Raw genomic sequence first — 20,853 nt, 5'->3', positions numbered from 1 at the left:
AAAGTTGCGTCTCTCACTTTGTCCTACAAATTGTCGAAGAAAGGTTTCCTCCGCTCCAGCTTCAAATCTTGCAGCAACGAAGACTTTACATTGATGGTGAAGAAGAACTGTTGGAAGCGTCCGAAGGGAGTCCAGTTCACGCTCATCGTCCAGCAGTGTAAGTCTCTCGATATACCCAAATTGGTTTGGGTAAATTCTTTGGATTCAAAGTGATACCCTGAACTGTAAGTCACCTTCCATTTTTCAGAAAGGGAGACATCGCCAGAAACATTCACGGTTTGCGTCACATTTGGAGAAGCATTGAGTCCATGCGAATAGTTCAGATTGTAACTGATATTCATACTCCACGGAATATCGAAGTCTATGTAAACATCCGGATTTTGAAGTAAAAATTCTTTTTCCTGCTCTGGCAAATTAGACTTACCAATCTTCTCTCTGCTGCTGGTATTTTTACTTCGCGCTTTTGGATTCAGATTGGTGCTCATAGCAAGTGTGGCATTGGTGATCCTTCCGACCTTCCCGCTTTTCCAAACGATCTGATCAATCCTGTCCTCGACCAGGGCACCTGTCTCTGGGTTTCGTGTCAGTTTAATGGTATAAGGATCAAGTGTAGCCGACAGGTTAACATTTAGCAGGTTATCTAAAATATTTGTATTTGCCGAGAGGCTGATGGGTGCTAACTTGAATGAATCCGCAATGAAGTTATAACTTGAGTTAAGGGACAGGTTATTCAGTAGCATTACTTTCCTCGCCACCGAGTCCTGCGGGCCCTGCACTTTCATCTCCACGTTATTCCCAATCCCAAATCCAATCGCACTACTGTTCCCCAAAGTTGATCCTCCGTATACGAATCCCTGGTATCGATCCTGGTAAATTTCCCTGCCGGTCTTGTCGATTAGTTTCTGAAAATAATTTTCATTCTTGGAAAAATCAGGCGTGTAGCTATAAGAGACAGTTGGATTGATGACGTGACGGATAGCCTTGACTTTGCTGGTTTTCTTCTTAAAAGAATAAAGGCCATAAATACGCGTGGTGAGTGAAGCACTGACCGAATAATTAGAAACGCGGTTAAACCCTTTTAGGGTATCGGTTTTCACAATCAAAGAGTCAGTGTTGTATCCCCATAGTAACTTTTCGCCGTACCATTTTTCTTCGTAACTAAAAGATGGAGACACCGTGAAGTGACGTAAAGCCTTAAATGAAAACGAAGTTGGAACGGTATGCCGCATACCCTTTCTGGCATTATCAAAAAACATGGGCAGATTAGCGCCGGTAAAAGGAGCAATGCTATCCTTTTTTGCGCGTACCGGTATCCGGCCAATGTTGTTCGTAATACGATTCATCGCATTCATCGTATAGGCTATGGAAAAATTGTCCAATGGACCTGTCTTACCAGATTTTCTCTGGAAAGGATAAATGTTGGTCATGTTAAGGCTGATGTTCGGCAACAGTAAATCCACTGCCTTGGTCTGCAAATCCTGACTGTGGTTCAAGTTAACGCCCAGCGAAAAAGGTGAACCAGCAAATCTTTTGCTGTAGGAAATATTGGAGCTTAGCTTTGCGGTGATATTATTAAGGTTAGGATTGTTGTATGTGCTTCCCTGAGTTAGATAATTATTTCTGTTGAAGGTAGCGGTGGCAGCATTTACAGATGCAGCAAACCTTCCGGTTCCCTTGGATTGTGGCGAATGACTCCAGGTAATACGAAAATCTTTTGTATAGTTTGTATTTTCAATTCGATCGGTCGTTTCAGGATTCTTGGAGTAAGCGAAGTTAACGGCACCGTTATACTTGTACCGTTTCATATAATTAGAATTCGCATATAACGCATGGCCTCCTTTTGAATAAATATCCCCTGTCAGAGCAAGTTTTACATATTCATTAATATCAAAAAAATAACCGCCGCCGCGAAGGTTAAAACCTCTTCGTCTTTCTTCACCGTAAGATGGAAAGATGATACCCGAAGCACTTCTACGTGGTGACGGAAACATGCCGAATAGAAATCCCACAGGCAGTGGAATATCATTAAACTCAAAATAAAAAGGTCCGGCAACGATTTTGTCATTGGGTATTGCCTTGGTCTTGGTAGCCCTGATCAGAAAATGCGGATGCTCTAGGTTACACGTTGTATAGCTGTTTCGTTTGCTTAGCAATTCACCCTTTTCATTTTTATATACAACATCACCATGGAGGTATGCTTCGCCCTGTTGCGTCACGACTTCACTGATCCGGGCCCTTTTGGTTTTATAGTTGTAAATAATGTCCTTTGTTTCATATAACTCAGGACCATTTTTGAAAATGGGAAAACCTATTCTATTACCGAGAGAATCTCGGATGCCATGTGCGGTAAGGGTGCTGTTTGCATAGTCAATAGTAATCTCTTCAGCCTCTAATTCAATTTCTCCGTACTTTATTTTGGCATCACCATACAGCCAAACAAGCTTTCCATCCACACTGGCGCGGATTGAATCTCTGGCAGAATAGTTGATAGTTGTCTCAATATCACCCTTGGGTTGTGCAGGTTTAACTTTAGTAGTATCATTATTAGCCTTTTGCAAAGTGTCCCGTGCTACAATAATGGAGTCAGGATTGATATTAGATGTATCCGCCTTAACCGGTAGAATACCGGTAGGTGGCTTTACTTGTGATTCCACCTGCCCATAGCCAGTCGTAACGATGAAAAAAACGAGTATGAAACTTATAAAATATCGCACGCGTGCAGAGTTGAAAGACAGTACTTTAGCTTTTAGTGAAAAATTCACAATTTTGCATAAAGTTATTGCAAATACTCTGAACATTGAACGGAACGTGAGGAATATAGGATTATCAGCCCTGCTAATAGCAATAACCTTGCTAATTTCAGGAAGCACATCAGCCCCTCCCGATGCAAAAGTGGATGTGGTTGTTATTGACGCAGGTCATGGAGGTCATGACAATGGAACACATGGCAGGTTATTGAAGGAAAAGGACCTGGCGCTTAACATAGCGTTGAAAGTAGGCAGCTACATTGAAAAAAATATTCCAGGTGTAAAAGTAATTTATACCCGTAAGGATGACCGTTATCTCGCGCTTGATGAGCGAGCCAATATCGCCAATAAAAACAAGGCAGATCTTTTTATTTGTATTCATGCAAATGCTAATCCCAATACAAAAGCTTTTGGGACGGAAACCTTTGTAATGGGTCTGCACAAAGATGAAGGTAATCTTGCTATTGCTCAACGTGAGAACTCCGTGATTCTCATGGATGAAAATTATGAAGAACGCTATGAAGGTTTTAACCCCAACAGCCCGGAGTCTTATATTTTATTCGAGTTAATACAGAGTGCATATTTAGAGAGTAGTCTAAAATTCGCCCAGAAAGTTGAGGGACAGTTTAAAGACCGTGTGGGACGTTTAAGCCGTGGGGTGAAGCAAGCCGGGTTTGTGGTGTTATGGCGAACTACAATGCCCAGCGTGTTGATTGAAACAGGTTTCTTGACAAATAGCACAGAAGAAAAGTTTTTAGCCGGTGATGAAGGGCAAGAATTAATCGCTTCAGGCATTTACCGTGCATTCAAAGAGTACAAAAATGAAGTAGAATCCATAAATTAACGACCGAATCGCCCTGATCTCAGGTTTTGCGGTTTCCAGACATGGATAATTTTTATGATTTAATACGAACCGATAGCATTTTCCATGTCTGCTGAAAAACAAAAAAGTACATACATACGATAGACTGCGCCTCTTTATCCTCAGGGATGAAAGTCGATTGGCTATTTTATGTGTTAATAGATGACAATTTTTTTAACGCATGAAACTATCTAAGGAATTTAAGGTCGGCTTGTTTATGGTAGTAACAATAACCTTGCTGTACTTTGGTTTTAATTTTTTAAAGGGTATCGATTTTTTTTCGTCGAGTAAGAAATACTATGCCGTTTATGAAAACGTGGATAAGCTAACAGAATCCAACCAGATTTTTTTGAACGGATATGCGGTAGGGAGAGTTAGCAATATCCAAATTCAACAACGGTTAAACAGAGTTTTGGTTGAACTCGATATTGATTCGGAAATCGTTTTGACCGATTCTTCCATCGCCTTGCTGAATGGTGAATTATTAGGTGGCCGTTATATTCAGTTGATCGTTGGCCAGGGCAGCGTAATTTTAGAACCCAAAGATACGTTGAAGTCAGAGGTAGCTAAAGGTATTATGGACTTCTTTCAGCAAAACGCTGAGCCAGTGGCATCCAACCTAACCGTTACTTTGCGTAATCTCAATACCATTCTGGAGGGGTTGGCGCGAAACACGGGGCGAATTGACACGATGTTTATGCGATTGCAAAATACGCCCGCCATTCTGAATAAAACCTTAAATACGGCCAACTCTAACATTGACGGACTGAGTGAAAGCTTCAAAACTGTTGCGGGTAACCTGAACGGTACGTTGGAAGAATTAAAGCCCACGCTTTCTAATTTTCGGACTTTGTCGGATTCATTGAAAATGATGAAACTGAATAGTACGGTCAATAAAGCGCAGCAGAGTCTCGGCAGGCTAAATGAAACACTGGCAAGGTTCAGCAGCGGCGATAATACTGTGGGCAGATTGATGACGGAAGATTCTCTGTACGTGAACTTAAATCAGCTTCTTAATTCTGTTGATTCTCTGGCAAAACATTTCAATGCCAATCCAAAGCATTTCATGGCTCCCCTCGGAAAAAGTCAACGTAAAATTGAACGCGACTTGAAGAAGCAAAAAGAACAGCAGAACAAAGATTAAAAGATAAACTTTCAATCTTTCAAATTTCTAACTCCACAATGGCCATCGATTTAGAATTCAACAGGAATGAAGATCAATTCAAACAGCTCATTGGCCAGCTACAGCATAAATCAAAGAAAGTAAAATCTGGGGGCGGTCAGAAGAAGATCGATGAGCAGCATCAAAAAGGAAAATGGACTGCCCGTGAACGAATCGAATATCTCATCGACGAGCAGACTGATTTTCTAGAAGTTGGACTATTTGCAGGTGAAGGGATGTACACCGAGTATGGTGGTTGTCCTTCGGGCGGTGTAGTTATAGGTCTGGGATACATCAAAGGAAAACTTACAGTTATTGTGGCTAATGATGCGACTGTAAAAGCAGGTGCCTGGTTCCCCATCACCGCCAAAAAGAATCTTCGGGCGCAAGAGATTGCAATGGAAAATAAACTACCCATTGTCTACCTGGTTGATAGTGCAGGAGTTTTCCTTCCTATGCAGGATGAAATTTTTCCAGACAAAGAGCACTTTGGCCGGCAATTCCGGAATAATGCAAAGATGTCTGCAATGGGCATTATTCAGATTGCAGCGATTATGGGAAGTTGTGTAGCTGGAGGAGCTTACCTTCCCATCATGTCTGATGAGGCAATGATCGTTGATAAGACCGGCTCAATCTTTTTAGCGGGTTCATATTTGGTAAAGGCTGCGATTGGCGAAGAGGTCGATAATGAGAAACTTGGCGGCGCAACAACACATTGTGAAATTTCCGGCGTAACAGACAACAAATTTCCGGATGATAAGTCATGCCTGGATTATATCCGTTCGCTCTTTGAAAAATTTGGTGATTCACAAACCGCTGGCTTTAGTCGGACAACACCTCAAATGCCAAAAGATAAGCAGGAAGAAATACTCGGGCTTTTGCCCGTAGATCGTGTGAAGCCCTATGATACACTCAAAATTATTCGCAGACTGGTTGATGGTTCTGATTTTCAGGAATACAAAGCGCTCTACGGAAAAACAATAATTTGCGGCACCGCGCGAATTAACGGTTGGGCTGTTGGCATTGTAGCCAATCAACGAAGCGTTGTGAAAAACAAAAAAGGGGAAATGCAGATGGGAGGCGTAATTTATTCTGACTCGGCCGATAAAGCAGCGCGTTTCATTATGAACTGTAATCAACGGAAAATTCCACTGGTATTTCTGCAGGATGTCAGCGGATTTATGGTGGGAAGCAAAGCAGAGCATGGGGGAATAATCAAGGATGGTGCTAAGATGGTTAATGCAATGGCCAACTCTACTGTTCCAAAGTTCACTTTTATCATTGGCAATTCTTACGGCGCCGGTAACTATGCCATGTGTGGAAAAGCATACGATCCTCGGCTGATATTCGCGTGGCCTACAGCACAAATTGCAGTAATGAGTGGAGGTTCGGCCGCAAAAACTTTATTACAGATCCGGGTAAGTTCGCTGAAAGCTCAAGGAAAAACGATTACGAAAGAAGAAGAGGAATCGTTGTTAAAGGAAATTACTGATAGATATAACGAACAGCTCAGTCCATACTATGCGGCCTCCCGGTTGTGGGTAGACGGTATCATTGATCCCTTGGAAACAAGGAAAATCATTTCAATGGGAATTGAAGCGGCTAATCATTCACCCCTTGAAAAGTTTAATGTAGGAGTCATTCAAACTTAAAAGTCTGTACGAACGTTTTCACCCTATGAGTGGATTTTCAGCATGATTTTTTTAGTTTTAGAAAAATATAAAGTTGATGGAGTTGAAGGAAGCAGAAATCAAAGCATTAGTATCCCTGCTTGACGACGAGGATGCACAAATTGTCTCACATGTAGAAGACAAAATTCTTTCACTAGGAACTCCGATTATACCCTTCCTGGAACAGGAATGGGAAACTAATTTCAACTCCCTTGTTCAACGAAGAATTGAAGAATTGATTCATACGCTGCAGTACGAGCTATTAAAAGAACGGCTGAAAGACTGGCACGCGAGCGAGGAAAAAGATTTGCTAACAGGCATGTGGCTCGTAGCTACCTATCAATATCCTGATATTGAACTGTTGAAACTCCGTCAAGATCTCGAACAGATTTATTATGAAACATGGCTTGAATTTAAGCCCGACCTTTATCCTTTTGATCAGATAAAAGTGATCAATAGCGTTTTGTTTAATAAACTAAAATTTGGGGCAAACACAAAGAATTTCCATTCGCCCGGAAATTCTATGATCAATGTTGTCCTGGAAACACGTAAGGGAAATCCCATCACCCTTTGCATCATCTATTTGCTGGTAGCCCAGAAGTTGAAGCTACCGGTGTATGGCGTAAATCTTCCGAATCTGTTTGTATTAACCTATAAAGAAGAGAAGCATGCACAATTTTATATAAATGCGTTCAATAAGGGACTGATATTTTCAAAGCAGGATATTGAGAATTACATCAATGAACTTCACCTTACGCCGCAGTCATCATTTTTTGAACCATGCTCCAATCTCGAAATCATTCGCAGGGTTTTTCGCAATCTGATTATGTCGTTTGACAAAATGGGAGAGCACACAAAAGCAGAGGAGGTAAAGGAACTTCTTTTAATCATCGCTGATGGTACTGACCTCAGCGTTTGAATAAGCCATCAATCGCACGCTAATGTTGTTCGTCTGACCTGTAAGGTAAAGGCGCTTTTTACGAAAATTCAATTCCCATAAAGCTATAATTTAGCTTATTCCAAATGGGATCTGTATGCGAATAACGTTATCAATTATTTTGTCCTTGATTAGCCTTGCGACCCTCGCACAAGAATATTCGGCGCGATATGAGTTGGTGAAAATGGATAAGAACGTCAACACTTTTCGTCATGAAGCTGCTCCTGTGATCTCGCCCGACGGAAATACACTTTACTTTTTTGTGCAGGATCATCCTGACAATACCATGGGTAAGGATGATACACAAGACATATGGGTAAGCAAAAAAGATGCAACCGGTGTATGGGGTGTTGCAGAACATTTACGTTCGCCTTTTAATATTCACCGGTCCAATCAGGTATTTACGGTTTTTGAAGATGGAAGTTTATTTATAAAGGGTGGAAGTTCAAAAGGGGAGAAAGGTTTTTCCATCGTCAGTGGAAACTCAATTCGCGAATTGGATGTCAAAGATTTCAAAGCCATGAACAAAGGACGATTTTATGGCGCATCGATGTCGGCAGATAGAAAGCATATTATTATTTATTTTAGCGAGAAAGAAAATAGTCAATACAGCGATTTGTACAGTAGTCATCAACAAGCTGACGGCTCTTTTTCAAAACCCGAAAAATTGTCCTTGACTACGCCTACCGACGACGTTGGACCATTCATAAGTCCGGACCAAAAATCCTTATATTTCGCAAGTGCCAGGCAATCAGCGGGTCGCCAGGGGGGAGTGGATATTTATAAGTCTATCAGAAAAGATGAATCATGGGTGAACTGGTCCGAACCCGTTAACATGGGAAAGCCCATTAATACCAGCGCCTTGGATTTTTATTTTACAATTGATAATGCAGGAAATGTTTTTACCAGCAGAGCAAACAAAGCGTTGGATGGCGCGCAATTGGATCTGTATACGTTGGTTCCAAAGACCTTTAAAATTGACCTCAAGGGACTTGTATTGAACGACAAATCGATGGAGCCGCTTCAGGCTAACGTACAAGTTAAACTGACGGGTGTCGATCCCATACAACTTCGTTCGAATGCGTCCGGCGAGTTTGCGACAAAGCTACCCGAAATAAAAGAATACATTGTATCTGCGAGTTTAGATGGCTTCTTACCATATCAACAAACTTTTAAGCTTCCTGAACTTACGGGAGATACAACGGTGAGCCTGACGGTTCCATTAAAACCAATAGCAAAGAAACTTTTGTTGGTGGGAAATATTTATGACAAGAAAACGGAAAAACTGCTGCCTGCAACATTGAACATTTCGCTTCTGTCCAAGAAAAAAAGTAGCTTGAAGGCAAGTGCTCAAGACGGAAAATATGAAAAAGAAATTCCGGAATTAGGATGGTATATGATCACTGCTTCTTCAGAGGGATACATGAACGCTACTGACAGCATAGAAGCAAGCGATGATGGATTGTCACCTTTCTCAAGAGACTTGTACCTTACGCCTATTGAGGTCGGCCTTACTGTTCGTTTGCAGAATATATATTTCGACTTCGATAAAACCACTTTAAAAAATGAATCATTCACTGAGCTTAATAAAGTGGTGGATTTTCTGAAACAAAATGAAACAGTAGAAATCGAAATCTCCGGGCACACTGACAATAAAGGCTCTGATGATTATAACCTTAACCTTTCCCAGGGCCGTTCTCAAGCCGTTGTGGATTACATCATCGGACAAGGTATTGAGGACTTTCGTTTAAGTGCTCACGGTTATGGTGAAAGTAAAGCTATTGACACCAACGATACAGATGCCGGCCGCGCGAATAACCGGCGTGTAGAGTTTACTGTAGTGAAGAAATAAGGTTGCGTTATCCCTGCAAATCATTCTACTGAATGATTTATATAGGCGACAGACCAGTGGATGTAAAATAAATTTTCAACTAAACTCAAACAGATGAAAATGATTATCAGTCCCCGGCTTATTTTCTATGTTGGTTTTTTAATTTTCCTCCCAGGCCACGTATCTATTCTTTTTAAATTGGATTTCCTTGAGTTTCTAAAAGTAATAGGGACGTTGATTTCTTCTTTTGCTTTGGTGCAATGGTTACGGGCAGCAAGTATTGTCCGTACATTCAGGAAAGAAAAAAATGAGGATGACCTTACTTTTTTTTGGAACAAAATTGCCATCCGCATTTGGAGCGGAATCATTTTTACGATCATGTTCTTCGTAACATGGATTTATTTACTGGAGTTGATGGGAAATTGATCTTGAGAAATGAATTAAAATAGAAAGGGACGCAACCTGCGCCCTTTCTATTTTTTTTAATTTAATTTCAGCAATGGTATTTACCTACTTTGAATCCTCTTCTGCAGGAACCAATTTTAATACTTTCCCTGGGTTTTCAGTAGCCACATAGATATATCCATCTGGACTTTGAACAACGGCACGTACTCGGCCTACTTTCTCCATGAGCCTCTCATCGTGCACGAATTTTCGGTCTGCTATTTCTACCCGCATTACGAGTTGATGCGACAACGCACCAACTAACAGGTTACCTTTCCAGTTGGGGTATTTGTCACTGGTCACCATGGTCATTCCGCAGGGTGCAATGGAAGGCACCCAGTAACGAACAGGTTGCTCCATTCCTTCCTTTTCTTTGAGGTCAGTTATAATAGTGCTGTCGTAATTGATACCGTATGTGATTACTGGCCATCCGTAATTCTTGCCTTTTTCGACGATGTTTAACTCATCGCCTCCACGTGGACCATGTTCATGTTCCCATAGTATTCCCGTTGCTTTGTCGTAGTAAAGCCCTTGCAGGTTACGATGTCCATAGGACCATATTTCCGGTTTAGCGCCTGGTGTATTGACAAATGGGTTATCAGTTGGGACTTTTCCATCATCGTGAAGACGAAGCACTTTTCCGAGATGATTTCCGAGATCTTGTGCATTTTCTTTTCTGCCTCGCTCCCCTGACGTGAAAAACATATATCCATTTCCATCAAATACAATCCGGGAGCCGAAATGAACATCGGAAGAAGTGAAAGGCTGCGCCGAAAAAAGTTCTTCTACATTTGTTAGGTTATTGCCTTCTAGTTTTGCACGCGCGATTACGGTACCTCCGCTGTCTGCGAGTTGTTTTGAGTAACTGAAGTATATTAAATTATTCTGTTCAAAATCAGGGTGAAGAACGATATCCAATAATCCTGACTGGCCCTTTACATAAATTGGGGAAGGCAGCCCCTGGATTTTCTCTTCCAATAATTTTCCGTCTTTAATAATTCGGATTTCTCCAGCACGTTCTGTAATCAACGTTCTTCCGTCCGGAAGAAATGCGATGCCCCATGGGTTTTGCAGGGCTGACGTGATGGTGTCAACGGAGAAGTTTTGCTTTTCGGATTTTATGACAACTGCACCTGCCGTTTCCGTTTTTTTCTCCGGCGTACATGAGCTTAAACAAAGAATCGGAATGAGGCAACTTGGAAACAATATCTTGATCATATGGTGGTGTATTATAGCCGCGAAAATAGATAGAAGTGACAGAAGTTAAAAGGGATTACTCAGGGTCTTTATTGAGTTCATTAATAATGTCGTGGATGGGTTTATCATTAATGATTACGTCTTTAAGGACCGCTTGACCATCGCCAATACTTACGAGTGCATAGGTAGCTTGTGCGCTGTCTTGCTGTGCTTGCCAGTACACTTTTTCTGCCTCCGATGCTTTGGATTCTTCAAGGTATAGCCTGTCAAAAGGTAAACGGAACTGGACCTTGTAATTATCACCATAGTAGTTTACATATTCGACGTTTGTGCGGAGGTAGGTTTTGGATTGTGGTTGCTCATGGAAAGCACGCTCAGGAACGGCATAACCTGCCGAGTCCCCCGTAAACGTCACAAAAATTTCTTGACCAGTTGACCACTCCAGGCTATCGGTGAACGTGATAAAGTTTTGTTCAAAATTCAGCGTAATATATTTCCCTCTGAAAGGATCAGATGGATCAATAGGTGCCGTTTTAAATTTATATACCGTGCCTTCTTCCAAAATGCGTTCACTATCGTAGATCATTTTTCCCGGGACGATCCATTGTGCAAGGCACATAACACCAAACAAAATGAAAATGAATTTTTTCATGCTTGCTTCTTCCTCTTTTGAATCATGTAATAGTTTGCCGCGAAAAATCCGATGCCAACACCTATGAACAGGAGACCACGAAAAACAAAGCTGAAATCAGTATCAAAAAATCTGCAGAAGATTAACCCTGTGATTATCATCAATCCATAGTTAAGAATCCCTAAATGATTTCTTTGAGCACCATCACGGATGGTATAGATGGCAAATAACAGAATCAGCAGATTGGTAATCAGCTGTGCCAGGACAGGAAGCTCTGTTCCCACAAAAAAAAGCGGAATGAAAACTATAAACGCGTATGATTTAGTATTGATCGTATTCCATTGATGGTGCTTTAAAAGCTGGAACAAAAGGTATGAAGCCAACATTGTGAGAATAGCAGCAACGGTTATTTCAGGTTGCCCAAAAATTACTTCACGCTGCTTCAGTTCATCCCAAAACCAATCAAAGCTCAGCATCAAGAGCAGGGTGATTATACCAAAGCTTCCTATGACCAGGAAGGCATTGGTGAGCACGCGGTTTGTTTCAAAAAGCCTCATCCGACTCATGATGACGAAAGCACTGAATAAACTCATATACGCGATGACTATTGTCATTTCACTGTCATCTACAAAAACGCCTAGGCATATGGTTACAGATGCGGCAAGCAGCCAACTCAGTAAATAGTAAAAATTGTTTTTCAAACTTGTCTGAAGATACTCCAGGTAAAAGAATGGCAAGATAAGCGCAAGCAGAATCCAGTAAGCAAGTGCGTACCGATCCGAGTTTTCTAAATAGCCAACTTCGCACGCGTACCAGGTAATTCCTATAACGTACAGCATTGATGTTACTGCCGACCTTAGCACATAGACGATCGGTAGTGCCAGACACATCCATATAAAAAGAAACCCATCTAAATCACCTTCGATATGATAAACTTGGCTGATAATAGAAATGCTGATGGCAATGGCAAAGAAAAGGAAAACGCCTGTTCCTTCCTTCCATGCTTTTTCTTCCATTTTTCTTATGATGACGTAAGCAGCAGTCACCTGGCCAATAAGTAGCGGTAAAAAGCCAATGGCTAATTTTATACGCTTTGGGAGGCTATCCCAATTGTGCGCAACAATTAATACAATTCCCATCCCGACAAGCAAAGCTCCGAGGATGCCAAAAACAATAAACAATCTGTTGGATGACTGCGCCGACTGCTGCAGATAATAGGCTCTGATTCTTTGTGCTGTCGCCTCATCGATTACCTCGGCATGAACGAGATCGGGAAGTTCTTTCAGGATTTGTTTACTCATAATATTGCCTTGGCGGATTGGCCCACTGGCATATGAAGGTAAGGATCTTCAATAAAAAAGACTACCTCAGGGAAGTAGTCTTCTTTGTTTGGTCTGCGAATGCAGAATATCTTATTTCGAAAAAGTATATGCCATTACAGTATTGGTATTGAAAGTAGGAACAAACAACGTTTTAGTTTTGGGATCATATTCAATATCAGCGGAGCTTAATTTCTGTTCGCGTGTATCTAATAATTTTTTGGCTTCTCCCTTTGAATTTACATAATCAATTTGTCCATGCCAGCTTGAAACTATATACTCATCTTTTCCAACCGGTACAATGCCATCTGCACCTTCTGCAGTGGCGCTGAATTTGGTAAGCTTTTTATCCTTTGATAATTTGTAATTGACACCTGTCGGAAAATCCACGACGTATAATTCATTACCCAAGGAAAGCAATCCGTTAACACCTTTTATTTCGGGTCCTTGAAAATACACTTCAGCCTTGTTTCCTTTCACGACATGGATTGTTCCCGTGTTGCTATCCGAAACATAGACATTGCCATTCTTATCTACCGTTACATCGTTGAGGAACTTTGCGCCTTCAATTTCAACTGTCTGCGTAATTTTTCCCGTAGCTGTATTGATAGTTACTAGGCGAGAGATGTCTGCAACATAAAGATTGTTGTTGAACAGGCCCATTCCCTTTGGGGCATCCAGCCCAGTAGCCCATTTGAGGTTTTTGATTTTTCCGTCCAGTGCAACTTGTGATATAAATCCGTTGCCGTCTTTGTTCTCCGGTGTTCCGTCAATCGACGATACGTAAAGAAGGTTGTTTTTGGAATCCAACAAAACGGATTCAGGTACGCGTAGAGAAGCTTCTGTTGTCCATTTCAGTGTTAATGTTTGCGCCGAAAGAGAAAGTACAGAGAGCGAAAATACAAAGGTTAATAGTCGTTTCATCTTTTAAGATTTTATTTGTGCTAAAGTAACATGTTAGGGTTAAAGAAGTTTTAAAGTAACCAAATCGTAGACGCTTTTTCTCACCTAAGTTATGTCAATGGAATAGAATGATAAGGGAAGGAAGCGGAACTTCTCCTGAAATTTCAGTCCGGTTTACAATGTTTTTATGCTATTTTCGGGACGTTAAATAAAATCAATATGTATACCGGACTACTGCATACCCATTCGCTACTTCGTTATTTTATTCTGATTGGACTCCTGATCGTCATCATTAAATCACTGATAGGTTTAATAAACAAACAGCCTTATGGCAAATGGGATAATAAACTTGGTCTCTACCTTTTCATATTCACCCATATGCAGTTGCTGGTAGGCCTTATATTATATTTTGTAAGTCCTTTTGTAAAATTCGGCCCCGATACCATGGGTGACAAAGCTACGCGTTATTGGACCGTAGAACATATTTTTGCCATGCTGGTTGCCGTTGTACTGATTACGCTTGCACGCACGACGTCTAAACGCATGACGAGCGATGAAGCAAAGCATAAGCGAATGGCAATCTTTAATTTTGTAGCATTCGTCGTAATCATAGCAATGATTTGGTTGAGCGGCCGGCCAATACTTGGATAGGCAAGTAATTATTTTATAAGGCGATGGATCTTTTGTTAGGAAGTTTTTCTAACAACTCTATTCATAAGACAAAAACTTTATTCCGTATATAATGGCCTTCTATTTCCTTCTTATGCTGCAACCTACCGGCCGTACTTCTGGAGTTTCGATGGTCTGATTTGTTAGCATGATGTCAATAGCATCTTTCAGATAGGCATGCCGCACATCACCTTGTACTTGGGGATTATCATCAATGGCCCCACTATAAACCCGGGAGAACTTTCCCGCGCTATTCTTCAAGAGAAATACCTGGGGCGTCTTTGTCGCACCAAACTGTTGCATCACTGTTTGATCTTTATCAGCAAGGTATGGAATGGTTAAGCCCCACTGCTGCGCTTTTTTTACCATGTTGTCGATCGACTCAATTTGTTCAACCCCAGAATTTATCAATAATACCGGCACCTTGTCATGATACTGCTTGGAAATTGCATTGATACGATTGCGATAATATTCATCATAAGCACACGCATTGCTTGTAAAAATAATCACAACACCTTCGCATGAAGGATAAGTGTCCAGGGATATCGGTGATCCTGTGACTACGTTCGTGAGAGAAAAATTAGCTATTGATTGCGCGTATGCGGGCACGAGAGCTGCGAAGAAAAGCAAAGGGATAAGATTTTTAGTCATGGTTAATGCTGCGAGTGAAAACTAGTACGAAATTCGGATACACGACATAGTGCAAGGGTACCGAAGTGACGTCATCTTTTATAATGATTTTACCAACAATGTCGCCTTTGTCTGAGCGTTGAAAAGATTCTATAAACATGTTCTCAGCGAAAATAAGATCTTTCCTTCCATATAATTTAAGGAGACTTTCTTTGGCGCACCAGTATATGCAATGCTTTACAATATCCGTTCCTAAATCTTGCAGCTCACTTGGATGATGCACACGTGCAGCGATTTTAAGCAATTTTTCTTTGGGCTGCTCCAAATCGATACCAACAGCTTGATTTTTATCGATCAATACGGCTACATAGGGGAAGGAATGGCTCAATGACAATTGAAAATCGTATCCTTTTGGAAAAGGTTTGCCAAACGCATCTTTCATTATTCCCTGAAACGTAAGCCCCAGAGCCTCCATCACCTGTTTCGTTCCAACGCGCCCTGCAAGCCATTCCAGACGTTTTCGGGGATTGGTCAACGTATCGGACACATGTTCAAATCCTTCAATTGCCGATGTAAGGCTTGGTTCATCTTCTGTTATGTTCCATAACGCCCAGGCGCGGTTGGTTTCAACTACGATTTTTTCTAATGGCATTTGGTATGTCCCGCTTTATCATTCAATTTTGAGAAAAAAATCACATACTTCACATACATCTGAAACAACTGTTATAAAGGTTTGAGTTGTGGCGAAATAGTTGCAACCAATAAACGACAAACTTTAGTACACAAGATGTTGTTCCACATACAGAATATATTCATGACGAGCGTTCAGGTTTCTAAACTTCATACATTAACAGGACATCGCGATTGCGTATATACATTAGTTCCGTCGGCGAAGGACGAGATTTTTTTTTCAGGTTCAGGCGATGGAATGGCAGTAATGTGGAACCTGTCAGATCCGGAAACGGGTGCTGTGGTGGCGAAACTTCCCAATTCCATATATGCGATGTTGTATCACGCGCATACAGATACGCTGGTGGTTGGACATAATTACGAAGGCATTCATATCCTTGATTGGAAGAATAAATCAGAGCTGGGGTCGTTACAATTAACTAAAGCGGCAATATTTGATCTTAAAGCCTATGGTGCAGATATTTTGGTAGCGACGGGGGAAGGCATGTTGATGAAAGTAGACAGTAAGGATCTAATGGTAAAAGGTAAAGTGCAGGTGTCTCACAAGAGCGCACGAACTATTGCCATCAATGAACAACTGGGAGAAGTCGCGGTTGGGTATAGCGATCATCACATTCGTGTATTTGATCTGGATAATCTGAAACTGAAATACGATTGGAAAGCACATGAAAACTCTGTGTTCACCTTACAATACGGTCCGCAGAACAACTTAATGAGTGGATCCCGTGATGCACGTCTGAAGGTATGGGATGCCGAAAAGAATTACCACCAGGCAGCCGAAGTCGTGGCTCACATGTATGCCATAAATCACCTTGCTTTTAGCCGGGATAGCAAACATTTTGTAACTTGTAGCATGGATAAAAGCATAAAAGTGTGGGATGCCCAGGCCTTGAAACTTTTAAAGGTAATAGACCGGTCCCGCCATGCTGGTCATGGGACTTCTGTGAACAGAGTTTTATGGACTAACTATAATGACCAGCTCTTAAGTGCGAGTGATGATCGAACGATCTCTGTGTGGAATATTAATTTTGAAAAACAACCTGTATGAGAATAACACCTCTGGATATACGACAGAAAACCTTTGAAAAAAATTTCAGAGGATATGAAAAAGATGAAGTGAATGCATTCTTGCTGACACTTTCTCAGGAGTGGGAACGGGTGCTCGATGAAAATAAAGAATGCCGCATTAAACTTGAGGCTACCGAACGCGAAGTAAGCAAGCTGCGGGAAGTAGAAAGTTCTTTATATAAAACTTTAAAAACAGCAGAAGATACAGGGGCTAATGTAATCGACCAGGCTCGCAGAACCGCCGAACTTCATTTGAGGGAATCACAATTAAAAGCCGATGGCATGATCAATGAGGCCAAAATGAAGGCACGCGATACCATTGAAGAATCAGACACGCGCGCAAAAGAAATTTTGGAGGAGATGGAAGAACGGCTGAAGATTCTGGTAGAAAGCTACAAGAAGATGCAAACGCTTCGTGATGATTTGCTGGCCGATTTAAAACATCTGGCCTCCGACGTGATCGATCGTGTTGAACGTTCTAAAATAATGGGTAAAGATTTTGACCCTGATAAACACCTTGCCATGGCGAAGAAGGAAGCAAAGCGTGTAGCCTTTCCGAATATTGTAGATTACGAGAAAGTAGTACATGCTCCTGAGGTCCATGCCGAGACCGTGACTGAAAAGAAAGAACCTGTACAAGAACCGGTGATGGCTGAAGAGCAACCTAAAAAAGTAAAAAAATCTTTCTTTGACGAAATAGGATGATTGGACGAGTTGCACTCGAAGGTCTCGAGTTCCATGCCTTTCACGGCGTATATCCTCATGAGCGCGAATCTGGAAATTGGTTTGAAGTAGATATTGCAGTTGAAACTGATTTTTCACTGGCTGCAGCAACGGATGAGCTGGTGGGAACCGTTAATTATGAAACACTTTTTAAGGTTGTAAAAACGGAAATGGAGGAGCCCTCTAAACTATTGGAGACGGTAGCTGAGAAAATTGCGACCGATGTCCTTGAAATTTTTCCGAACGTGATCTTTGTGGAGCTTAAAATTTCTAAAATAAATCCGCCTATAGGTGGAAAGTGCAGAAAGGCAACGGTGAGCCTGGGTAAGCGACGTTAACTTGAGCGATACCCTTTCCGTTAATCGAACCTGAACGGCTTCTAGTTCAACGGTCAAAGTCTATCCTGATGCAACTTCTGACGATTTATTATGGGCAACATCCACGAAAGTGAACCCGCGTCCTTCGTCACCTTCATAAAAATCGACTTCCTTTCCAATCAGATACATCGTGTGCTTTTTGTCAACGTATACAGGAATACCTTCAATGGTGTAAGCGTGATCCGCGTCTTGCTTTTTGTCGAAGCCGATGATTAACGTAACACCACAGCCGCCTCCTTTTACACCCACGCGTACTCCATAATCGGCCGGAATGTTTTTCGACTGGATGATATTGCGGATTTCTTGCAACGCTCTTTGTGAAATAGTTACAGGTTGTATGCTTTCAAACATTCAGCAAGCAAGTAATTTGAGTCTAAAATTATTTAAATTTCAAACACAATATGTGATAATAAGATTCTATGGATGCACTTATCGAGTTTATTAAAATACTTGTCCCCGCCTCAATTGTGCTCTATGGGGCGTATTTGTTAGTCAGAATGTTTATTCAAAAAGAAGTGGATCTGAAGAAAGTGGAGGTTCGGGGAAGAAGCATAGAGACCCTTTTGCCGAGCCGTTTGCAGGCTTATGAGCGCATGGCGCTCTTTTTGGAACGTATTTCACCTCAAAATTTGTTAGTGAGACTAAGTAGCTCGGGGATGACATCGAAGGAATTCCATCAACTATTATTGGCGGAAATACGAAATGAATATAACCATAACGTCTCCCAGCAGGTTTATATGAGCGAAAATGTCTGGAACCTGATTAAGAATGCCAAGGAAGACCTTATATTGAGTATCAATGATGCGGCTGGTGAAATGAAGATGGAATCAACAAGTTTAGATTTGTCAAAAAAAATATTTGAAAGATCAATTAATAAGCAGGTCGATCCAATTGCACACGCACTATCAGAATTAAAAAAAGAAATCCAACAAATCTTTTAGGCATGCAAGCTAATGTCCTTAACAACCGCTTCTTTGAAGCTGCACTGCAAAAAGCTTCACGAATACTGGGAAAACCAGGTCGATTAATTTTACTGTTGGCAACTTTGGTTCGAAAATTAAAGCAAACCGACTTTACGAAGGCAGATAGCGCACTCGTGAAAGACAAATTTTTTACACTAGGCCGGCTGTTGCGTGCATACGCCCGAGGCGAATATCGCACGGTTCCCTGGAAAAGCATGGTGCTCATCGTAGCTGCCATTCTTTATTTCATTAATCCTATTGACGTAATTCCGGATTTGCTACCCATCATCGGACTTTCAGATGATTTTGCTGTATTATTTATGATTTACAAATCGATCGGTGCCGACATTGACCGGTTTCTGGAATGGGAAAAATCTAAGGTAATCATCATATCATGAAAACGGCATTGATCGCTGGCAGTACCGGACTTATTGGAAGTCAGGTACTGGCACTGTTGCTTGCCAGCGACCAGTATGATAAGGTTATTACTTTTACAAGGAAGTTATTAACAGGCCATCCAAAATTACTCCAGGTTCAAATTCACCAAGGAAAATTGACGTTCGATCCAACGTGGCACATAGACGATGTTTTTTGTTGCCTGGGAACCACCATGGCGAAGGTACGTTCCAAAGAAAAATTCTACGAGGTTGATTTTAATTACCCGCTGTTGCTAGCTAAAAATAGCATTGCTGCCGGGGCAAAACAATACCTGCTGGTGTCTGCGCTTGGTGCTAATAAGAAATCTCCGGTTTTTTACAACCAAGTTAAAGGGGAAATAGAAGAAGCGATTTTACGTGTGGGATTTGAAACGGTTCATATTTTTCGACCCTCATTGTTGCTGGGTCCACGCCAGGAAAAACGATCGGCAGAAGACGCAGCTAAATTTTTTTACAAGGTTTTTGGATTTCTTATCCCACCAAAATTTAAGGCAATCGAAGCCATCAAAGTGGCGCGCGCAATGCTTCATTTCGCAGTAAAGAATCAAAAGGGAAACTTTATCCATGAATCAACGGAGATGCAGGATTTTTAATTTAATTTGTTCTGCATGATTGCAGTTATTCAGCGCGTATCTTCAGCTTCCGTCATGATCTCGAACCATGTAAAAGCCTCGATCAACCAAGGGCTTTTGATACTGCTCGGCATAGAAGATGCTGATAACAACGAGGACGTACAGTGGCTTGCCGCAAAGGTTGTAAATCTTCGTATCTTTAATGATGCTGATGGTGTGATGAATGTAAGTGTGAAAGATGTTGATGGAGAGATTATCATTGTAAGTCAGTTTACCCTTCATGCAAGTACAAAGAAAGGAAACCGGCCATCCTATATTAAAGCAGCAAAACCAGATATTGCGATTCCTGTTTATAATAACTTCATTGGAGAGGTAGAAACTAACTTGGGAAAGCCGGTACAAACCGGCGAGTTTGGTGCCGACATGAAAGTGAGCATGGTAAACGATGGTCCAGTTACAATCATTATTGATACTAAAAACAGAATATGAATCGGATCGGGCTTCTTCGCGCAGATATAACAACACTGGAAGTAGACGCTATTGTGAATGCCGCAAATAGCAGCTTGACTGGTGGCGGCGGCGTGGATGGAGCCATACATCATGCTGCCGGACCTAAATTATTGGAGGAGTGTCTGAAGATAAAAGAAAGGCAGGATGGTTGCCCACCGGGGGAAGCAGTGATTACATCGGGCGCTAACCTAAAAGCTAAATTTGTAATACATGCCGTTGGCCCGATATGGACTGGTGGTAATGAAGAGGAGGATCAGATACTGGCAAATGCCTACAAAAACAGCTTGATACTGGCTGCAAGTAACTCCGTCAAAACGATTGCTTTTCCCAACATCAGTACGGGTATTTTTGGATTTCCAAAAAAGCGGGCTGCAGAGATCGCTTTTCGTGAAGTTAAAGATTTCCTGAGCAACGATTCGACTATACAAACCGTCATTTTTTGTTGTTATGACGAGGAGAATTATAATTTATATAATCAGTTGTTAAGCCAACCTCAATAGTATGAACGTTAT

The 20,853-nt window shown here is 41.4% G+C and carries 23 protein-coding genes; 15 read left to right on the top strand and 8 right to left on the bottom strand.

Annotated features, from left to right (window positions below; translation table 11 throughout):
- Positions 1-23: 23 nt before the first annotated feature.
- Positions 24-2,714 (bottom strand): putative LPS assembly protein LptD, encoded by a 2,691-nt coding sequence (locus P2W71_RS03050; RefSeq protein WP_276366869.1) that lies wholly within the window; start codon positions 2,712-2,714, stop codon positions 24-26.
- Between P2W71_RS03050 and P2W71_RS03045 the strand changes: the two genes are divergently transcribed.
- The 6 genes from P2W71_RS03045 to P2W71_RS03020 all read left to right on the top strand — a co-directional run bounded on the left by P2W71_RS03045 (position 2,692) and on the right by P2W71_RS03020 (position 9,635).
- Positions 2,692-3,591, top strand: coding sequence for an N-acetylmuramoyl-L-alanine amidase (locus tag P2W71_RS03045; protein WP_346659940.1), 900 nt, complete (start codon positions 2,692-2,694; stop codon positions 3,589-3,591). The two genes, P2W71_RS03050 and P2W71_RS03045, sit on opposite strands and share 23 nt — an antisense overlap.
- Before the next feature lie 199 nt (positions 3,592-3,790).
- Entirely contained in the window at positions 3,791-4,753 is a 963-nt protein-coding gene (locus P2W71_RS03040) for an MlaD family protein (protein ID WP_276366866.1), read from the top strand.
- Between the two features lie 44 nt (positions 4,754-4,797).
- Positions 4,798-6,423 (top strand): carboxyl transferase domain-containing protein, encoded by a 1,626-nt coding sequence (locus P2W71_RS03035; protein WP_276369022.1) that lies wholly within the window; start codon positions 4,798-4,800, stop codon positions 6,421-6,423.
- A gap of 82 nt (positions 6,424-6,505) precedes the next feature.
- The gene (locus P2W71_RS03030; protein ID WP_276369020.1) at positions 6,506-7,360 is read left to right on the top strand and encodes a transglutaminase-like domain-containing protein; all 855 of its coding nucleotides are present in this window, start codon (positions 6,506-6,508) and stop codon (positions 7,358-7,360) included.
- Positions 7,361-7,475: 115 nt separating this feature from the next.
- Complete coding sequence (locus P2W71_RS03025) at positions 7,476-9,230, top strand: OmpA family protein (protein WP_276366863.1); 1,755 nt, start codon at positions 7,476-7,478, stop codon at positions 9,228-9,230.
- Positions 9,231-9,323: 93 nt separating this feature from the next.
- Positions 9,324-9,635, top strand: a complete 312-nt coding sequence (locus P2W71_RS03020) for a hypothetical protein (protein WP_276366861.1) — start codon at positions 9,324-9,326, stop codon at positions 9,633-9,635.
- A gap of 84 nt (positions 9,636-9,719) precedes the next feature.
- On the opposite strand, the gene P2W71_RS03015 is transcribed toward P2W71_RS03020, so the two are convergent.
- From P2W71_RS03015 to P2W71_RS03000, 4 genes are all read right to left on the bottom strand, one after another.
- Positions 9,720-10,871, bottom strand: coding sequence for a PQQ-dependent sugar dehydrogenase (locus tag P2W71_RS03015; RefSeq protein WP_276366858.1), 1,152 nt, complete (start codon positions 10,869-10,871; stop codon positions 9,720-9,722).
- 55 nt (positions 10,872-10,926) lie between these two features.
- Entirely contained in the window at positions 10,927-11,502 is a 576-nt protein-coding gene (locus P2W71_RS03010) for a GDYXXLXY domain-containing protein (protein ID WP_276366856.1), read from the bottom strand.
- A complete protein-coding gene (locus P2W71_RS03005) occupies positions 11,499-12,782 on the bottom strand; it encodes a DUF2157 domain-containing protein (RefSeq protein ID WP_276366853.1) in 1,284 nt (427 codons plus the stop codon). Before P2W71_RS03005 ends, P2W71_RS03010 begins: the two co-directional genes overlap by 4 nt.
- A 111-nt stretch (positions 12,783-12,893) precedes the next feature.
- Positions 12,894-13,724 carry an ATP/GTP-binding protein gene (locus P2W71_RS03000; RefSeq protein ID WP_276366851.1) on the bottom strand — a complete coding sequence of 277 codons (831 nt, stop codon included), beginning with the start codon at positions 13,722-13,724 and terminating at the stop codon, positions 12,894-12,896.
- A gap of 198 nt (positions 13,725-13,922) precedes the next feature.
- On the opposite strand from P2W71_RS03000, the gene P2W71_RS02995 reads away from it, so the two are divergent.
- The gene (locus tag P2W71_RS02995; RefSeq protein WP_276366848.1) at positions 13,923-14,354 is read left to right on the top strand and encodes a cytochrome B; all 432 of its coding nucleotides are present in this window, start codon (positions 13,923-13,925) and stop codon (positions 14,352-14,354) included.
- Positions 14,355-14,453: 99 nt separating this feature from the next.
- Here the strand turns inward: P2W71_RS02995 and P2W71_RS02990 are convergent, their stop codons facing one another.
- Positions 14,454-15,023 carry a redoxin domain-containing protein gene (locus P2W71_RS02990; RefSeq protein ID WP_276366846.1) on the bottom strand — a complete coding sequence of 190 codons (570 nt, stop codon included), beginning with the start codon at positions 15,021-15,023 and terminating at the stop codon, positions 14,454-14,456.
- Positions 15,016-15,654 carry a 4'-phosphopantetheinyl transferase superfamily protein gene (locus tag P2W71_RS02985; RefSeq protein WP_276366842.1) on the bottom strand — a complete coding sequence of 213 codons (639 nt, stop codon included), beginning with the start codon at positions 15,652-15,654 and terminating at the stop codon, positions 15,016-15,018. Before P2W71_RS02985 ends, P2W71_RS02990 begins: the two co-directional genes overlap by 8 nt.
- A 162-nt stretch (positions 15,655-15,816) precedes the next feature.
- On the opposite strand from P2W71_RS02985, the gene P2W71_RS02980 reads away from it, so the two are divergent.
- From P2W71_RS02980 to folB, 3 genes are read left to right on the top strand one after another with little or no spacing between them, the layout of a single operon-like run.
- Positions 15,817-16,740: a WD40 repeat domain-containing protein gene (locus P2W71_RS02980; protein ID WP_276366839.1), complete on the top strand. Its 924-nt coding sequence runs from the start codon at positions 15,817-15,819 to the stop codon at positions 16,738-16,740.
- Complete coding sequence (locus tag P2W71_RS02975; RefSeq protein WP_276366836.1) at positions 16,737-17,465, top strand: DivIVA domain-containing protein; 729 nt, start codon at positions 16,737-16,739, stop codon at positions 17,463-17,465. Before P2W71_RS02980 ends, P2W71_RS02975 begins: the two co-directional genes overlap by 4 nt.
- On the top strand, positions 17,462-17,821 hold the full coding sequence (gene folB, locus P2W71_RS02970; RefSeq protein ID WP_276366834.1) for a dihydroneopterin aldolase: 360 nt from the start codon (positions 17,462-17,464) through the stop codon (positions 17,819-17,821). Before P2W71_RS02975 ends, folB begins: the two co-directional genes overlap by 4 nt.
- Positions 17,822-17,881: 60 nt before the next feature.
- Here the strand turns inward: folB and P2W71_RS02965 are convergent, their stop codons facing one another.
- Positions 17,882-18,211: an iron-sulfur cluster biosynthesis family protein gene (locus tag P2W71_RS02965; protein ID WP_276366832.1), complete on the bottom strand. Its 330-nt coding sequence runs from the start codon at positions 18,209-18,211 to the stop codon at positions 17,882-17,884.
- A 68-nt stretch (positions 18,212-18,279) separates the two neighbouring features.
- Between P2W71_RS02965 and P2W71_RS02960 the strand changes: the two genes are divergently transcribed.
- Genes P2W71_RS02960 through P2W71_RS02940 form a run of 5 tightly spaced genes read left to right on the top strand, consistent with a single transcriptional unit; the run spans position 18,280 to position 20,841 of the window.
- Positions 18,280-18,801, top strand: a complete 522-nt coding sequence (locus P2W71_RS02960; RefSeq protein WP_276366830.1) for a hypothetical protein — start codon at positions 18,280-18,282, stop codon at positions 18,799-18,801.
- Between the two features lie 2 nt (positions 18,802-18,803).
- Positions 18,804-19,220: a DUF1232 domain-containing protein gene (locus tag P2W71_RS02955; RefSeq protein WP_276366829.1), complete on the top strand. Its 417-nt coding sequence runs from the start codon at positions 18,804-18,806 to the stop codon at positions 19,218-19,220.
- On the top strand, positions 19,217-19,852 hold the full coding sequence (locus P2W71_RS02950) for an NAD-dependent epimerase/dehydratase family protein (RefSeq protein ID WP_276366826.1): 636 nt from the start codon (positions 19,217-19,219) through the stop codon (positions 19,850-19,852). The genes P2W71_RS02955 and P2W71_RS02950 overlap by 4 nt, the downstream gene beginning before the upstream one ends.
- Positions 19,853-19,867: 15 nt before the next feature.
- Positions 19,868-20,320, top strand: a complete 453-nt coding sequence (gene dtd, locus P2W71_RS02945; protein ID WP_276366823.1) for a D-aminoacyl-tRNA deacylase — start codon at positions 19,868-19,870, stop codon at positions 20,318-20,320.
- On the top strand, positions 20,317-20,841 hold the full coding sequence (locus tag P2W71_RS02940; RefSeq protein ID WP_276366819.1) for an O-acetyl-ADP-ribose deacetylase: 525 nt from the start codon (positions 20,317-20,319) through the stop codon (positions 20,839-20,841). The genes dtd and P2W71_RS02940 overlap by 4 nt, the downstream gene beginning before the upstream one ends.
- The last annotated feature ends 12 nt before the right edge of the window (positions 20,842-20,853 follow it).

It is taken from the genome of Chryseolinea sp. H1M3-3, from assembly GCF_029360725.1.
Taxonomy (GTDB): Bacteria; Bacteroidota; Bacteroidia; order Cytophagales; family Cyclobacteriaceae; genus Chryseolinea.
This window is presented reverse-complemented; position numbering and strand designations above follow the sequence as displayed.

What these genes read in the sequence shown, in the direction of transcription:
- P2W71_RS03040 (WP_276366866.1), top strand. Translation starts at nt 3,791, where the DNA reads ATGAAACTATCTAAGGAATTTAAGGTCGGCTTGTTTATGGTAGTAACA.
- folB (WP_276366834.1), top strand. Translation starts at nt 17,462, where the DNA reads ATGATTGGACGAGTTGCACTCGAAGGTCTCGAGTTCCATGCCTTTCAC.
- P2W71_RS02975 (WP_276366836.1), top strand. Translation starts at nt 16,737, where the DNA reads ATGAGAATAACACCTCTGGATATACGACAGAAAACCTTTGAAAAAAAT.
- P2W71_RS02990 (WP_276366846.1), bottom strand. Translation starts at nt 15,023, where the DNA reads ATGACTAAAAATCTTATCCCTTTGCTTTTCTTCGCAGCTCTCGTGCCC.
- P2W71_RS02980 (WP_276366839.1), top strand. Translation starts at nt 15,817, where the DNA reads ATGACGAGCGTTCAGGTTTCTAAACTTCATACATTAACAGGACATCGC.
- dtd (WP_276366823.1), top strand. Translation starts at nt 19,868, where the DNA reads ATGATTGCAGTTATTCAGCGCGTATCTTCAGCTTCCGTCATGATCTCG.
- P2W71_RS03010 (WP_276366856.1), bottom strand. Translation starts at nt 11,502, where the DNA reads ATGAAAAAATTCATTTTCATTTTGTTTGGTGTTATGTGCCTTGCACAA.
- P2W71_RS03020 (WP_276366861.1), top strand. Translation starts at nt 9,324, where the DNA reads ATGAAAATGATTATCAGTCCCCGGCTTATTTTCTATGTTGGTTTTTTA.
- P2W71_RS02995 (WP_276366848.1), top strand. Translation starts at nt 13,923, where the DNA reads ATGTATACCGGACTACTGCATACCCATTCGCTACTTCGTTATTTTATT.
- P2W71_RS03015 (WP_276366858.1), bottom strand. Translation starts at nt 10,871, where the DNA reads ATGATCAAGATATTGTTTCCAAGTTGCCTCATTCCGATTCTTTGTTTA.
- P2W71_RS02965 (WP_276366832.1), bottom strand. Translation starts at nt 18,211, where the DNA reads ATGTTTGAAAGCATACAACCTGTAACTATTTCACAAAGAGCGTTGCAA.
- P2W71_RS02955 (WP_276366829.1), top strand. Translation starts at nt 18,804, where the DNA reads ATGCAAGCTAATGTCCTTAACAACCGCTTCTTTGAAGCTGCACTGCAA.
- P2W71_RS03045 (WP_346659940.1), top strand. Translation starts at nt 2,692, where the DNA reads ATGAAACTTATAAAATATCGCACGCGTGCAGAGTTGAAAGACAGTACT.
- P2W71_RS03005 (WP_276366853.1), bottom strand. Translation starts at nt 12,782, where the DNA reads ATGAGTAAACAAATCCTGAAAGAACTTCCCGATCTCGTTCATGCCGAG.
- P2W71_RS02940 (WP_276366819.1), top strand. Translation starts at nt 20,317, where the DNA reads ATGAATCGGATCGGGCTTCTTCGCGCAGATATAACAACACTGGAAGTA.
- P2W71_RS02960 (WP_276366830.1), top strand. Translation starts at nt 18,280, where the DNA reads ATGGATGCACTTATCGAGTTTATTAAAATACTTGTCCCCGCCTCAATT.
- P2W71_RS03000 (WP_276366851.1), bottom strand. Translation starts at nt 13,724, where the DNA reads ATGAAACGACTATTAACCTTTGTATTTTCGCTCTCTGTACTTTCTCTT.
- P2W71_RS03025 (WP_276366863.1), top strand. Translation starts at nt 7,476, where the DNA reads ATGCGAATAACGTTATCAATTATTTTGTCCTTGATTAGCCTTGCGACC.
- P2W71_RS02985 (WP_276366842.1), bottom strand. Translation starts at nt 15,654, where the DNA reads ATGCCATTAGAAAAAATCGTAGTTGAAACCAACCGCGCCTGGGCGTTA.
- P2W71_RS02950 (WP_276366826.1), top strand. Translation starts at nt 19,217, where the DNA reads ATGAAAACGGCATTGATCGCTGGCAGTACCGGACTTATTGGAAGTCAG.